14 protein-coding genes are annotated in these 13,758 nt (G+C 73.6%); 7 read left to right on the top strand and 7 right to left on the bottom strand.

Features of this window, described 5'->3' with window-relative positions; genetic code table 11:
* Positions 1–79: 79 nt before the first annotated feature.
* Entirely contained in the window at positions 80–661 is a 582-nt protein-coding gene (locus tag ACWDBB_RS10555; protein ID WP_449789201.1) for a MarR family winged helix-turn-helix transcriptional regulator, read from the top strand.
* Positions 662–778: 117 nt separating this feature from the next.
* On the opposite strand, the gene ACWDBB_RS10550 is transcribed toward ACWDBB_RS10555, so the two are convergent.
* From ACWDBB_RS10550 to ACWDBB_RS10540, 3 genes are all read right to left on the bottom strand, one after another.
* Complete coding sequence (locus ACWDBB_RS10550; protein WP_449789200.1) at positions 779–2,575, bottom strand: glycosyl hydrolase family 18 protein; 1,797 nt, start codon at positions 2,573–2,575, stop codon at positions 779–781.
* Positions 2,576–2,889: 314 nt separating this feature from the next.
* On the bottom strand, positions 2,890–3,513 hold the full coding sequence (locus tag ACWDBB_RS10545; RefSeq protein WP_449789199.1) for an FxLYD domain-containing protein: 624 nt from the start codon (positions 3,511–3,513) through the stop codon (positions 2,890–2,892).
* Positions 3,514–3,728: 215 nt separating this feature from the next.
* Positions 3,729–4,295, bottom strand: coding sequence for a DoxX family protein (locus ACWDBB_RS10540; RefSeq protein WP_392869628.1), 567 nt, complete (start codon positions 4,293–4,295; stop codon positions 3,729–3,731).
* 212 nt (positions 4,296–4,507) lie between these two features.
* Here ACWDBB_RS10540 and ACWDBB_RS10535 point away from each other — a divergent pair, with 212 nt between their 5' ends.
* The gene (locus ACWDBB_RS10535; RefSeq protein ID WP_449789198.1) at positions 4,508–5,140 is read left to right on the top strand and encodes a MarC family protein; all 633 of its coding nucleotides are present in this window, start codon (positions 4,508–4,510) and stop codon (positions 5,138–5,140) included.
* Positions 5,141–5,217: 77 nt separating this feature from the next.
* On the opposite strand, the gene ACWDBB_RS10530 is transcribed toward ACWDBB_RS10535, so the two are convergent.
* Entirely contained in the window at positions 5,218–5,757 is a 540-nt protein-coding gene (locus ACWDBB_RS10530; RefSeq protein WP_449789197.1) for an NADPH-dependent FMN reductase, read from the bottom strand.
* Positions 5,758–5,835: 78 nt separating this feature from the next.
* Positions 5,836–6,297, bottom strand: a complete 462-nt coding sequence (locus ACWDBB_RS10525) for an Lrp/AsnC family transcriptional regulator (protein WP_392869634.1) — start codon at positions 6,295–6,297, stop codon at positions 5,836–5,838.
* 187 nt (positions 6,298–6,484) lie between these two features.
* On the opposite strand from ACWDBB_RS10525, the gene ACWDBB_RS10520 reads away from it, so the two are divergent.
* From ACWDBB_RS10520 to ACWDBB_RS10510, 3 genes are all read left to right on the top strand, one after another.
* Positions 6,485–7,315 (top strand): tryptophan 2,3-dioxygenase, encoded by an 831-nt coding sequence (locus ACWDBB_RS10520; protein ID WP_449789196.1) that lies wholly within the window; start codon positions 6,485–6,487, stop codon positions 7,313–7,315.
* Positions 7,316–7,439: 124 nt separating this feature from the next.
* Entirely contained in the window at positions 7,440–8,666 is a 1,227-nt protein-coding gene (kynU, locus tag ACWDBB_RS10515; protein ID WP_449789195.1) for a kynureninase, read from the top strand.
* 230 nt (positions 8,667–8,896) lie between these two features.
* Positions 8,897–9,394, top strand: coding sequence for a F0F1 ATP synthase subunit B family protein (locus ACWDBB_RS10510; RefSeq protein ID WP_449789194.1), 498 nt, complete (start codon positions 8,897–8,899; stop codon positions 9,392–9,394).
* Here the strand turns inward: ACWDBB_RS10510 and ACWDBB_RS10505 are convergent.
* Positions 9,391–10,374 carry a hypothetical protein gene (locus ACWDBB_RS10505; protein WP_449789193.1) on the bottom strand — a complete coding sequence of 328 codons (984 nt, stop codon included), beginning with the start codon at positions 10,372–10,374 and terminating at the stop codon, positions 9,391–9,393. The two genes, ACWDBB_RS10510 and ACWDBB_RS10505, sit on opposite strands and share 4 nt — an antisense overlap.
* Before the next feature lie 76 nt (positions 10,375–10,450).
* Between ACWDBB_RS10505 and ACWDBB_RS10500 the strand changes: the two genes are divergently transcribed.
* A complete protein-coding gene (locus ACWDBB_RS10500) occupies positions 10,451–11,080 on the top strand; it encodes a TetR/AcrR family transcriptional regulator (protein ID WP_449789192.1) in 630 nt (209 codons plus the stop codon).
* A gap of 159 nt (positions 11,081–11,239) precedes the next feature.
* Here the strand turns inward: ACWDBB_RS10500 and ACWDBB_RS10495 are convergent, their stop codons facing one another.
* A complete protein-coding gene (locus ACWDBB_RS10495; protein ID WP_449789191.1) occupies positions 11,240–12,658 on the bottom strand; it encodes a choice-of-anchor A family protein in 1,419 nt (472 codons plus the stop codon).
* 276 nt (positions 12,659–12,934) lie between these two features.
* Between ACWDBB_RS10495 and ACWDBB_RS10490 the strand changes: the two genes are divergently transcribed.
* Entirely contained in the window at positions 12,935–13,651 is a 717-nt protein-coding gene (locus tag ACWDBB_RS10490) for a 4'-phosphopantetheinyl transferase family protein (RefSeq protein ID WP_449789190.1), read from the top strand.
* Positions 13,652–13,758 lie beyond the last annotated feature (107 nt).

Raw genomic sequence — 13,758 nt, 5'->3', positions numbered from 1 at the left:
TGACGAGATAAAGTCTTAGCACCGGAAGAGTGCGGAGTCAAAGGCTTAAGGGGTGCACGCACATGGGAGACTGGTCGGCATGACTACGGACAAGCCGCGGCCGGATGCCGACAAGCCCGCCCCGGCCACCCGCCTGGAGCTCGGCATCGCCGAACAAGTGGCGCTCTACCAGCGGGAGTTCCCCACTGTCGACCCGCAGGTGGAGACCATCGTGCAGACCCTCCTACGGGTCTCCCGGCGGATGGGCGTGGCGTACGACCGGCAGCTGACCGTGCTCGGGATCACCTCCGCCGAGTGGGAGGTGCTCAAGGCCCTGGTGGTCTCCGGCAGCCCGTACCGGCTGGGGCCGGGCGAGCTGGCCAAGCGGCTCGGGCTCACCCCGGCCGCGATGACGCACCGGATCGACCGCATGGTGGCCGACGGCCTGGTCACCCGGGAGCGGGACGAGACCAACCGGGTTCGGGTGATCATCGAGCTGACCGAGACCGGCCGCGACAAGTGGCTGGAGTCGATGCGGATGGCGGCGGTGTTCGAGGAGGAGTTCCTCCAGGACGTCGCGGGCGAGGAGCGCGCCGAGCTCTCCGCGACACTGGGCCGGATGCTGCGGCGGATCGAGGAGAGCCAGCCGGACGCGCTCGGGCGCACCGACGACCTGGCGTAGCCGCTCCGGGAACGCGAACGGGTCCGGCCCGCCGGGAGGATGATCCTCCCGGCGGGCCGGACTTCGTCACTTCAGGTGCTGCGAGGGTCCGTCAGGCCCTCGGCGGCCGGTCGACCGTCAGCAGGGGCCGTTGTCGGTCCAGACGCCCCACTGGCCGCTCAGGCTCGGGTCGTCGCCCATGGTCCACCACTTGTTGGTGTAGTAGTGGCCCTTCCACGAGACCTTGGTGCCACCGGCCGCGTAGGTGGTGTTCGCGTCCCAGCTCGGGGCCGCCGAGCAGGCCGGCGCCGGCGTGGTCTGGGTGCTGGTCGGGGTCGGGCTCGGGGTGCCGGAGCCGGTCGGGGTCGGGGTCGGGGTCGCCGAACCGGTCGGGGACGGCGGGGCCGGGCAGCCGGTGGCGGAGCCGTTGGTGGCGCTCACCATCTTGTCGAACAGGGCGGTCTTGGTACCCAGGTCGTACAGCGAGAAGGCGAAGGAGCCGCCGAGGCCGTTGCAGTGCGCGTAGTCGAGCTTGGCCTGGATCGACTTGGCGTCCTCACCGCTCCAGAAGGTGTTGCCGTCGTAGAAGTACGTGGCCTGCGCGGCGTCGTCCCAGAAGGTCTTGGACGGGTTGTCGACGAAGCCCGCGAGCTCCTTGTACATCTGGATGCCGGGGACGTTGCCGGACATCGCCGCACCGGCCGCCGGCTGGGTGGCGGGCTGGAACAGGCCGTGCTGGCCGTTGTCCTTCACGCCGGTCCAGCCGCGGTAGTAGAACGGCACCCCCATGTTGATCTTGTTGGCGGGGAAGCCGCCGGGGATGCCGTAGTCCTTGTCGCCGACCGTCCACGCCTTGATGGCGTTGTCGATCGAGTACTTGCCGTTGCCCGGCTTGACCGGGGTCGACGGGTCGTTCGGGCCCGCGTAGAGCGCGGCCTGGTGGTTGGTCGGGCCCTGCGCGTCCCAGCCGCCGTGCATGTCGTAGGTCATGACGTCGAGGAAGGTCAGGTACTGACCGATCTTGTCGGTCTCGACGTTCATGATCTTGTCCTGGCCGGCGCCGACCGCCGCCGACAGGGCGTAGGTCTTCTTGTCGGCCGCGCCCTGCGCGTCCAGCTGGGTGCGGAACTCCTTCAGCAGCGCCGTGAAGTTCTGCTTGTCGGCCGGGCTGGAGATGTTGCCGGTGTGGCCGCCGCCGCCCGGGTACTCCCAGTCGATGTCGATGCCGTCGAAGACGCCGGCCGCCGAGCCCGGACCGCCGAAGCCCGCGTCGACGGGCAGGTTGCCCTTGATGAACATGTCGATGCAGGACGACACCAGGTGCTTGCGCGAGGCGTCCGTGGCCGAGGCCGGCGAGAAGTACTTGGAGTAGGTCCAACCACCCAGCGAGAGCAGGACCTTGAGGTTCGGGTTCTTCGCCTTCAGCTTCTTCAGCTGGTTGAAGTTGCCCGCGATCGGCTGGTTCCAGACGTCGCCGACGCCGTCGACCGAGATGTCCGCGCCGAAGCTCTTCTGGTAGTCGGCGAACGCGTCGGCGGCGCCGTCACCCGCGTTGGGGTTGTTGTCGTTCGTGTCCGCGGCCTTGGTGGCCTCGAAACATCCCAGGTCGGTCGGGTGGATGTTGGCGAAGTCGTAGATCAGGTAGTCCAGCTTCCCGGCGACGCCGGTGTCCTGGATCGTCTTGGGGTAGTACGCGTTCGCGTAGACCGACCACTGGTCGTAGTACGCGACCTTGATGCCGCCGCTGGTGGCGGGCGCACCGGTGGAGTTGGTGGTCGCGGCGTTGGCCGCGCCGCCGCCGGACAGCGCGAGGCCGGCGCCGAGCAGCAGGGAGGCGGTGGTGCCGGCCGCGATGGCGGCCATGCTCTTGGGGCGACGTCGGCGGCCGCCCTGCGGAGCCGGGGTCCCGGCCCTTTCAATGCGTGAGCGCAGCATGGGTGCGTGACTCCTGGTTGTGGGGGTTCCCGCCGTCCCGGGGGCGCGCGTCCGGGGTGGGGCCGGACGACCGGGACATGACAGGCATGGGTGGGGAATCGAGCGGATCGGGCCATGACGGACTACCGGGATGTGCCGAACCGGCGCCGGCGACACGCGGTCGCTGACGCCGGTTCAGGGGCTCCCTGCACCTGGGCAATAAAAATGGACTAGACCAACTCACCCGTCAAGAGGGGCCGTCGGGCCTTGAGACCCGCTTAAGGTTCCACCCCCGCACCGACCTGGGCGGCCGCACCCGGCCCCGTAACCGGAGATCAGTAGCCGACGGCATTGGCCACCTCGGCCTTGACCGTGCCGGAGAGGTCCCGGTGGGCGTGCGCGGTGGCCTGGGCGCTCTGCCCAGGGGCCACGTCCTGGACGGTCACCGCGGCCGCGTCCAGCACCTTGCCGGACTCGTCGGTGAAGTTCACCTGGATCGCGTACCGGTACGACTGCTGCCCGTGGTTGGTGACGCTCAACGGCGCCTGCGGCTTGCCGTCCGGACCGGTGGTCACCGCCCCGACGGCGATGTCCCCCTTGGCGTCCAGCCCGCCCTTGATCCCGGCGACGGCCGAGGAGGCCGCCGACACCGCCGCCGAGGCCTGCGCCTGGGCCGAGGCGATCGCCGAGCCCGCCCCGCCGGCCGCCGAGGCCAGCGCCGAGGCGGCGGAGGCGGCGGCGCTCGCGCCCTTCTTCACCGCGGCCGTCGCCGAGGAGGCCACGCTCTCCGCGCTCTTCCCGGAGGAGCAGCCCGCGAGCGTCGCCGCACCGACCACCGCCACGGCCAACACCCCTGCCACCGCACGCCGTCGGCGGCCCAGCGGCGGCGCGTCCAGATCCTGCGCGGTGGCCCTCGGCGGGGTCGGGTGGCTGGCTCGGGTGAGCGGCTGGCGGTCCATGCGGTCCCTCGTTTCCGGTCGGCGCCGGGCTGCCCGGCACACCTCCCCGCCCACCCTCCGAGGACCGGCGGACCGCCGCCAGCAGGGCTGCTGCCTCCGGGTGACCCGGCCGCGCCGCCGTGAGTCGGCCGCGGGCCGGTGCCCGGGGCGGCTCCCGGCCAGGGCCTCGCTCGGATCCCTGCCGGGTCCGCCGAACCCAGGAGACGGTCCGGTCCCTAGGAGAGCCCCGAGCCCTCCTGCGCGTCCGCCTCGACCGCGGCCCGCTCCTCGCGCAGCCGCATCACGTGCCGGCGCCGCGCGACCGTGCCGTACGCCCCGGCGGCGCTCGCCACGAACGACACCAGGCCGACCCACGGCCGGTCGAAGACGTGGCCGGTCAGGTGGTCCAGCGAGTAGCGGCCGGCCCCGGCCAGGCCGATCGCCAGCCCGGTCGCGCCGAGGAAGGCCGGGTACTCGTAGCCGCCGGACATCGCGAAGAAGCCGGCCGGGGCGTGCACCGACACGGCGCCCGCCATCGTCCCGGCCACCACCGCGCCGGCCGCCGGCGTGGCCAGCCCGGCCACCAGCAGCGCGCCGCCGCCCGCCTCGCCGAGGCCGGCCGCGAGCGCGCTCTGCCGCGCCGGGTGGAAGCCCATCTGTTCCATGGCCTGGGTGGCGCCCTCCAGGCCGCCGCCCCCGAACCAGCCGAACAGCTTCTGGGTGCCGTGCGCGATCAGCACCCCGCCGACCGCGCCGCGCAGGGCCAGCAGGCCCAGGTCCTTACGGTTCAGGCACGTGCCCATGTCGCATCCTCGCTTCCGCGGCGGAGTGGTCCTGCTCGGCGGCAGTCCTACCTCCATGGGACCCGACAGCGCGCGCCCCTTCGAGCCGGGGCCGCCATCCGGGCGAATTCCTCCGCGACCGGGAATGAACCGCGGCCGACGAGACGCACGCCACGCCCGGACGCGGAGCGTGGCGGTCCGGCCGCCCGCAGCCCCGCGGTCATGCTTGGCCCATGTTCGTCTTCAACCTGAGCAGCGCCTTCATCACCTTCTTCGCCGTGGTCGGCCCACCGAAGACCCTGCTGGCCTTCGCCCGGCTGGCCGGGACCAGGAGCAACCTGGAGCTGCGCCGGCTGGCGGCCCTGAGCACGGCCATCTCGTCGGTGATCGGCCTGGTGCTCGGCTTCGGGGCCGACGAACTGACCACCCTGTTCCACATCAGCGACCAGTCCCTGCGGCTCGCCGGCGGGGCGATCTTCTTCGTCTACGCCGTCGCGCTGGTCTTCGGCGTCCACCTCGGCGCGGACGGCGACGAGGACGAGCACCTGGCGAACCCGCTCGTGGACGGCATCCGCGAACTGCTGCTGCCGTACATCGCCAGCCCGCTCGCCATCACGGCCGTCCTGGTCGCCTCGCTCAACCAGGACAACTGGGGCTGGAAGGCCGCCGTCTCCGGGGCGTACGTGGCCGTCGCGGTCATCAACTACCTCTGCGTGGCGGTGCTCGCCCCGCTGATGCGGCGCACCCACCGCACCTCGCTGGAGGTGCTGTCCCGGCTGCTCGGACTGCTGCTGGCGGCGGTCGGCGTCGAGCTGTTCCTGGAGGGGCTGTCCGGGCTCGGGGTGCACCTGCCGGACGGGCACTGAGCCGGGCCGCCCTCGGCCCGGCCCGCCAGCCGTCCCGCCGGCCAGCCGGTCGGTCGGCCAGCCGGTCAGTCCGCCGGTCAGCCCGCCACGAGGCGGGCCAGCACCTCGCCGATCCGCTCGCGCACCAGCGGGTCGGCGACCAGCCCGTCCGGGCCGACCGCGCCGCGCTCCAGCGGAAGCCGGACGCAGGCCTCGTCCAGCACCGCGGCGCCGGTGTAGCCGAGGACGGTGCGCAGGGCGGCCTCGGCGCCCAGACCGCGGCCCGGGCCCGCGGCGTTGATCCAGCCGGTGGGCTTGTCCGAGATCTCGACCCCGCCGACCGTCCAGTCCAGCAGGTTCTTGAACGCGCCCGGCAGCGTCCCGGCGTACTCGGGCGTGCAGACCAGCAGCGCGTCGGCCGCCTCGATGGCGGCCCGCAGCGCGGCCACCGGCTCCGGCAGCGGGTCGGTGTCGTGGTCCGGGTTGAAGTGCGGCAACCCGGCCAGCCCGGCGTAGTACGTGGCCCGCAGACCCGGGATGGCGGCGGCCACCTCGGCCGCGGTGCGCAGCACCGTCTCGTTGGTGGAACCGGCCCGCAGGCTCCCGGGCAGCAGCAGGATGTGGCGCTCGTTCGGCATGCCGGGCAACCTACTCCTTGACGCCCGCGTCAACGCCAGCGGCCGCCGGGACCCGCCCGGGGACCGCCCGGGCCGCGCTCAGCGCGGCACCACCGGCCGCCAGGGCACCGGGCTGGAGAGGATCATCGAACTGGACGGCTGGCCGTAGCCGCCGAGCCGGTCGCACACCGCCTCGAACTCGGCCATCGTCGACACCGCGACCAGCAGCACGCAGCACGCCCCGCCGGTGACCCGGTGCAGCTGGACCACCTCCGGCCAGGTCGGCACGTCCGGGTCGCGCAGCACGCAGCGCGGGCCGTAGCACTGGATCTGGACCAGCGCGGTGATCGGCAGCCCGGCCCGGGTGAGGTCCACGTGGGCGTGGTAGCCGCTGATCACCCCCTCCGACTCCAGCCGGCGGACCCGTTCGGCCACCGCGGGTGCGGACAGGCTCACCCGGCGGGAGAGTTCGTTGTACGAGAGCCGGGCGTCGGCCTGGAGCTCGGCGAGCAGGCGGCGGTCGACGGCGTCCAAGGCGGCCTCCCGGGCGGTCGGGATCAAGGGGTTTCCGTTCGTAAGGCGGATCGGCGGAACGCCTCGCGAACGACAGCTCAAAGGGCGGTTGCGATGCCCGTCACCCATTCAAGCGGGGGCCACCGCCGCCGCACAATGGGCACCCGGTGGAACCCGGCAGTCCGGCTGGTTCACCGGACCGGGCGACGGGGCCCGGAGGAGCAGGAGGATCGGGATGGGGCACGACACGGTGGAGACACCCAACCTGTCGTTCGGTCGGGACGGAGCGCCGGGTCGGGGCACCCCGTACGCCCAGTACGTGCGCCTGGACGAGCTGCACGGCCTGCAGCACCCGCGCAGCGAGGAGCCGGCCGAGCTGTCGTTCATCGTCACCACCCAGGTGATGGAGCTGCTGTTCGACCTGCTGCGGCACGAGTGGACGCTCGCCCGGCGGGCGCTGCGCGAGGACGACCTGGCCGCCGCCCTGGCCGCGCTGCGCCGGGGCACCCACGTGCAGGACGTGCTGGTGGAGTCCTGGGACCTGCTGGCCACCATGACCCCGCACGAGTTCAACTCCTTCCGCGCGCTGTTCGGCGAGGCCTCCGGCTTCCAGTCCGCGGCCTTCCTGCGGCTGGAGTTCCTGCTCGGCAACAAGAACGCCGCACTGCTGGCGATGTACGACGGGATGCCCGACACCCAGGCCGAGCTGACCGAGGCGCTGCGCTCCCCCGGGCTGTACGACGAGGCCCTGGCGCTGCTGGCCCGCCGCGGCCTGGCCCCGCACCGGGCGCCCTCCGAGCAGCGCTACCAGCCGTCCGCTGAGGTCGAGGCGGCCTGGAGGCGCGTCTACACCGAGCCGGAGCTCGCCGCGTTCCAGCCGCTCGGCGAGGCCCTGCTGGACGTGGCCGAGCGGGTCACCCGGTGGCGCCAGCGCCACCTCTCGGCGGTCAAGCGGACCATGGGCGGCAAGCCCGGCTCGGGCGGCTCCAGCGGGCTGACCTGGCTGCGCAAGTCGGCCGAGCAGGACGTCTTTCCGGAACTCTGGACGATCCGGGACGGGCTGTGACGGACTGCGACGGGCCGTGGCTCGCCGGCGCGGGCCGCGGGACGGGGCACGACCGGGACGGGACCGGACGCGCCCTGACGGGACTGGACGAACCGTGCACACGGATGACGAGGGAGGGACGGGCATGACCACGCGCGAGGACTGCGCGGCGCTGGACGCCGTCGACCCGCTGGCGGAATTCCGCAAGGAGTTCACCCTGCCGGACGGGGTGATCTACCTGGACGGCAACTCGCTGGGCGCCCTGCCGGCGCGCACGCCCGAACGGGTGCGCCGGGTGGTCGAGGAGGAGTGGGGCCGGGAGCTGATCCGCAGCTGGAACGACGCCGGCTGGTTCGAGCAGCCGTACCGGCTGGGGCGGCGGATCGCGCCGCTGGTCGGCGCCGACCCGGCGGAAGTGGTCGTCTGCGACACCACCTCGGTCAACCTGTTCAAGGTGCTGTCGGCCGCGCTGCGGCTGCGCCCCGGCCGGCGCACCGTGCTCGGCGACGCCGAGGCCTTCCCGACCGACCTGTACATCGCCGAGGGCGTGACCGGCCTGGTCGAGGGCGCGCGCAGCGCGCTGATCCGCCCGGAGGAGCTGGACCGGCACCTGGACGGGGACGTCGCCGCGGTCGTCCTCTCGCACGTGGACTACCGCACCGGTGAGCTGCTGGACATGCCCGGGATCACCGCCCGGGTACGGGCCTCGGGCGCCCTGATGATCTGGGACGTCTGCCACTCGGTGGGCGCGCTGCCGGTCGAACTCGACGCCGCCGGAGCGGACTTCGCGATCGGCTGCACCTACAAGTACCTGAACGGCGGCCCCGGCTCACCGGCCTTCCTGTACGTCGCCGGGCGGCACCTGGCGGCCGGCCCGCTCCAGCCGCTGAGCGGCTGGTTCGGCCACGCCCGACCGTTCGCCTTCGAGCCCGGGTACGACCCGAAGACGGGCATCGGCCGCTTCCTGACCAGCTCGCCCTCGCTGCTCGGCCAGGCCGCCCTCGGCGCCTCGCTGGACATCTGGGAGCGGGCCGACCTGGCCGCGGTGCGGGCGAAGAGCCTGGCCCTGACCGACCTGTTCGTGTCGCTGACCGAGGGGCTGGACGGCGTCGAGGTGGTGACCCCGCGCGAGCACGCCCGGCGCGGCAGCCAGGTCGCGCTGCGGCACGCCGACGGCTACCCGGTGGTGCAGGCACTGATCGAGCGCGGGGTGATCGGCGACTTCCGCGCGCCGGACCTGATGCGCTTCGGCTTCACCCCGCTCTACCTCTCGTACACCGAGGTCTGGGACGCGGCCCGGCAGCTGGCCGAGGTACTGGAGAGCGGCGAGTGGCGGGCGGAGCGCTTCTCCCGCCGGGGCGAGGTGACGTAGCCCGGGGGCCGGAGGCCGGGTCCTGGGACCGGGGCCGAGCCGGGGGGCCGGAGGCCGGGTCCTGGGACCGGGGCCGAGCCGGGGGGGCCGGGGCCGAGCCCTGGAACCGGGGGCCTGGGCCGGGGGCCGGGGCCGGTCGTGACGCAGCTCATGTCCGGGCCGAGTTCGATCCCCTTCGTCCTCGGGAACGCTCCGGACTGACGGACCGTCACACCCTGGGGAGGTAGTGCGTGAACCTCGAACTCGGCCCGCTCAAGCCCGAACCGGCCCCGCTGCTCCTGGGGCTGGCGCTGTTCTTCCTGCTGCTGTGGACGCTCGGCCGCCACCTGCTCCCCCGGATCGAACGGGTGCAGTCCGAACGCTGGGAGGCCACCGAGGGGCGCGCCGAACACGCCGAGGCCCTGCTCGCCGAGGCCGAGGCCACCCGGGAGGCCCGCCTGCGGGAGCTGGCCGAGGCCCGGCACGAGGCGGCCCGGATCCGCGAGGAATACGCCGAGCGCGGCGCGGCGGCGATGGTCACGGCCCGCGCGGAGGGCATCCGCGACCGGGACGAACTGCTCACCGCCGGCCGCGCCCGGATCGCCGCCGACCGGGCCGAGGCGGCCCGGGTGCTGCGCCGGGACGTCGGCGAGCTGGCCGTCACCCTGGCCAGCCGGGTGATCGGCGAGCCGGTGCACGCCGTCGCCGCCCGGCGGCGCACTGTGGAGCGCTTCTTCGAGGCGAACTAGCCTGCACGGGGCGGGAGTTCGCCGTCCGCCCCGCCGGATCGCGTCAGCTCGGCGACCAGTTCACGGTAGACGGCGAAGGCCGGCTTGGGCGTGTAGTCGTCGCGCAGCAGGCCGAAGTGCGGGAACAGCCCGGCGCCCGCGCTGTCCGCGTCCCGCAGCGCGAAGAACGCGTAGCCGGTGACGTTGAGTTCGGCGGCGAGCCCGGCGACGGCCCGGACCACCTCCGCCACCACCTCGGCCTGCCGCGCCTCGCTCCGCCCGGGGCCGGTGGGCCAGCCGTTCTCGCAGATCCGCACCGGGACGCCGGGGCCGATCCCTGCCCGGGGCAGCGCGCTCTCGCGGAAGTCGGTGAGCACCGCCCTTACCGCGTCGGCGAGTTGCTCCGGCGGGACGGGGCGGAAGACGTCCGGGAAGAAGTCCAGGCCGACGTAGTCCAGGGCACGGTGGAAGCGCTCGTCGGCGAGCCGGCCGAGCTCGGACCAGAAGGTGTCCGCGGGGTCGAAGGAGGGCACCGCGTTGAAGCCGACGGCCAGCCGGTCGAATCCTCGGGCCAGCGCCTCCTCCTTGGCCGCGACCACGCCCTCGACCAGCGCGCGGCGGACGTTCGGCATGCTCCCGTCCACGGGCGGGAGGTCGAGGTTGGGCTCCTCGCAGATCTGGAGCAGGGCGAGCCGGTGGCCCTCGGCCCGGACCGTGCGCCGGACGAAGTCCAGCCAGCCCGCCAACTCGTCGCCGCGCTCCCGGTACTGCACCACCAGGTCGAGCCGGCGGCCCTCCCCGGCGTACTGCTCGGGCCGTTCCGGGGTGTGCTCGCCCCCCGGGTACGAGCGGTAGGCGCGGACCAGGAACTCCCTTGCGTCGCCCTGGAGTTCGTGCAGCGCCGCGGCGATCCTGGCCGGCTCGTCGGGGCGGGCGGGCGCGATGACGCCGGTGTCGTCACCGAGGAGTCCGCCGGGATAGATGCCGAAGGTGAAGGTCATGCCGTCACCGTAGCGGATATTTTTGGTGTCACTGCAAGTTTCAAGTGACACCATGATTCACGGATAGGATCCGGCCATGGGACTTCGCGAACTCAAGAAGCAGCAGACCCGGGAACTGCTCTCCGACACCGCCATGGGCCTGTTCGCCGAGCGCGGCTTCGACCGGGTCACGGTGGTCGAGGTGGCCCGGGCCGCCGGGGTCTCGCCGAACACGGTCTTCAACTACTTCCCGACCAAAGAGGACCTGTTCTTCGACCGGCAGGAGGAGGTGGTCGCCCGCCTCGCCGAGGTGGTCCGCCGCCGCCCCGCGGGCAGCTCGGCCGTGGACGCCGTCCGGGCCGACCTGCTGGCGGCCTTCGCGGAGGGGGAACCGACGGTCGGGCTGAACCCCGGGATGGCGGCGTTCTGGCGGATCGTCGAGGACAGCGCCGCCCTGCGGGCCCGACTGCTGGAGCTCGGCGACCGGGCCGAGGCGGCACTGGCGGCCGTCCTGGCCGAGGAGTCGGGAGCCGGCCGGGACGACCCGCTCCCCCGGATCGTGGCCGGAGCCGTCGCGGGGGCCCACCGGGCGGTGCTCGGCGAGGTCCGGCGGGCGATGGTGGCCGGGGAACCGGCCGGAACGGTACGGACCCGGGTCGAGGCCGCGGTCGAGCGGGCCTTCGGGCTGCTCGCCTCGGGCCTCGCCCACTACCCGGCCGGGCGGTAGGCGACCCGGGCGGCGTTCGGCGCGACGGCGGGGCGGGGCGAGGGCGGAGCGGGAACGGCGCAGGCCGCCCGGTCGGGTCGACTCGGGCGGCCTGCGCGGCAGTTCGGCTGTCCGACTGCCCGGCTGTCCGACTTCTCGGCCGTACGGCCCGTACGGCCGTCAGCCGTGGCGGCCGCGACGGCGGCGGGCGGCCAGCACGGCCAGACCGCCGAGGCCGAGCAGGCCGACGCCCGCCACACCGAAGACCACCGGGGCGTTGCCCGCGCCGGTGGAGGGCAGCTGACCGCCGCCACCGGGGTGGCCGGTCGGCTCCTCGGTCGGGTGGAGGCCGGTCGGGGCCGGGCCGGCGCTCGACGTCGTCGCACCGGCCGACGGCGAGGTCGGCGAGGTGGACGCCGGGGAGGTCGGGGAGGTCGGGGAGGTCGGGGCCGGGGAGGTGGGGCTCGGCGAGGTGGGCGCCGGGGACGTCGGCGAGGGCGACGGCGTCGACGAGGTCGGCGACGGGCTGGGCGTCACGGCGCAGTCCGGCAGGTCGCCGTCGAACGGGTAGCTGTGGATCTCGTAGCCGCCGGTGCCGGTGTGGACCAGGCTGCCCGCGAGGTACACCCGGCCGTTCATGCCCGGCTGGGCGATGGTCGTGGTGCCGCGGGGGTTGCCTGCCAGGACCGAGCCCTGGAACTGGGCGCTGCCGAGGATCTGCGCCGAGGTCGCGGTCGGGAAGTTGTACATGAGCTTCGAGCGCATCTCGGTGGTCTGGTCCCCGGCCAGGCCGGTGCCGGTGTAGGTGTTGACGACCGGGTTGTCCCCGAGCATGTTCACCACGACGGTGGCGCCGGCCGGTATGCCGGCGAAGACCAGGCCGATCTGCCCGCCGGACGGCGAGGCGAGGTCCTGGGTGACATTGAAGACCTGCTTCGCGCTGGTCCCGTCGCCGGTGAAGGTCGCCTCGCTGGAGGTGACGGCGACGGTGCCGGTCGCGGCGGCCCGGCCGACGCAGCCGGAGACCTCCTCGATCCGGGTCAGCACCGACCGGTAGGGCGCGGCGGCGTTCGGATCCTGGATCGACTCACCCGTGGGGTCGATGTTCACGGCACCGGTGACCGAGCCCGCGTGGCGCAGATGACCGAAGGCCGGGCCGCGCGAGTCGATGCCGCCGATCAGGACGGTGTTGCCGGCCCTGACGTCGACGTCGCCGCCGGTGGTGACGAAGTCGCTGCCGTTCGGCGGCACCACGCGCGAGCCGACGCCGACGACGCCCATGTTGTAGGCGCCGCCGCCGTTCTTGTCGACGGTCAGGTTCCCCAGCGCGACGATCCTGCCCTCGGCCTCCGCGGCCCGGCCGTTCACGGTGTAGTCGCCGCCGGTGAAGACGTTGACGGTGGCGTCCCGGCCGGGGAAGTCGCCGTTGTGCGCCGGCGGCCAGGTGCTGGGGCAGTCGGGCCCGGAGCAGGCGCCCAGCGGCGGGGCCAGCGGAGCGGCCGAACCGACCGTCAGGACCGCGGCCAGCGGCAGCGCGGTGACGGTGGTCGCCACCGCGACCAGGGCGGACCGGCGCCCGCGCGGGGCCGGAGTTCTCACGGTGGTCGTTCTGTGCTCCGGCGAACCGGTGGCCTGACCCATCGACAATTCCTCCGTGCATGGGAAAGGGCAGGCCGGGACGACCTGCCGTGACGTGATGTCTGCGCTGCTGCGACGTCTGCGACGTCTGCTCGGCGATTCCAGAGATTCGGGACATCAAACATCAAATCAGACATTCTCACCCTATAGATCCTCAGATCTGATCCGAAATTCATCCGCACGGAGCAGCGTCCGCCCGGGCGGACGCGAGTTCGGGGGAAGCCTTAGGTTGGAAGCATGAGCACCGAGGCCCAGGAAGAGAGCGCACCGCTCGTCGCCGTCGCGTCCGCCGACGCCGTACTGCGGCACCCCGAGGCGGGCGAGCACCTGCTGACCGCCATGGAGCGGGAGCGCGCCGCGCGCTTCCGGCACGAGTCCGGGCGGATCGACTTCACCGCCGGGCACCTGCTGGTCCGGCTCTGCGCCGCCCGGCTGCTCGGCGTGCCGATGGCCGGCCTCGTCCTCGCCCAGCAGTGCCCGGACTGCGGGCTCGCCGACCACGGCAAGCCCTACCTGCCGGACCACCCCGGGGTGCACGTGAGCCTCTCCCACACCCGGGGCGTGGTCGCGGCCGGTGCCGGGTTCCAGCCGGTCGGGGTGGACGTCGAGCTGTCCACCCGGGGCGGCTCGCTGCGTTCGGTCGCCCGCCGGGTGCTCGCCCCGGCCGAGCTCGCCCTCGTCGAGGCCGACCCGCAGCCGGAGCGGGCGTTCCTGCGGCTCTGGGTGCGCAAGGAGTCGCTGATCAAGATCGGCAGGGCCACCCTGGACACCCTCGGCCGGGTCGACCTCTCCGCCCTGCCGCTGGCCGTCCCGCCGGGCGCGCCGCTGCGCAGCCGGTACGAGGACCTGCACCTGCTCGACTGGACCGACCTGGCCGACCCGGAGCACGTCGCCGCCGTCGCGGCCGTCAGCACCGCCCCGCCCCGGATCGTGGAGCTCACGGCTTCGAGCTGATCGGGGTGGGGGGTGGGCCTTGGGGCGGGGCCGGGGCGGGCCCTGAGGCCGGGCCGGGGTGGGCCTTGGAGCGGGGCCGGGGCGGGCCCGCGCGGTGGGCCGGTGGA

The organism is Kitasatospora sp. NPDC001095, assembly GCF_053598615.1.
The sequence above is the reverse complement of the archived record's forward strand: the minus strand, read 5'-3'. Positions and strand labels throughout refer to the sequence as shown.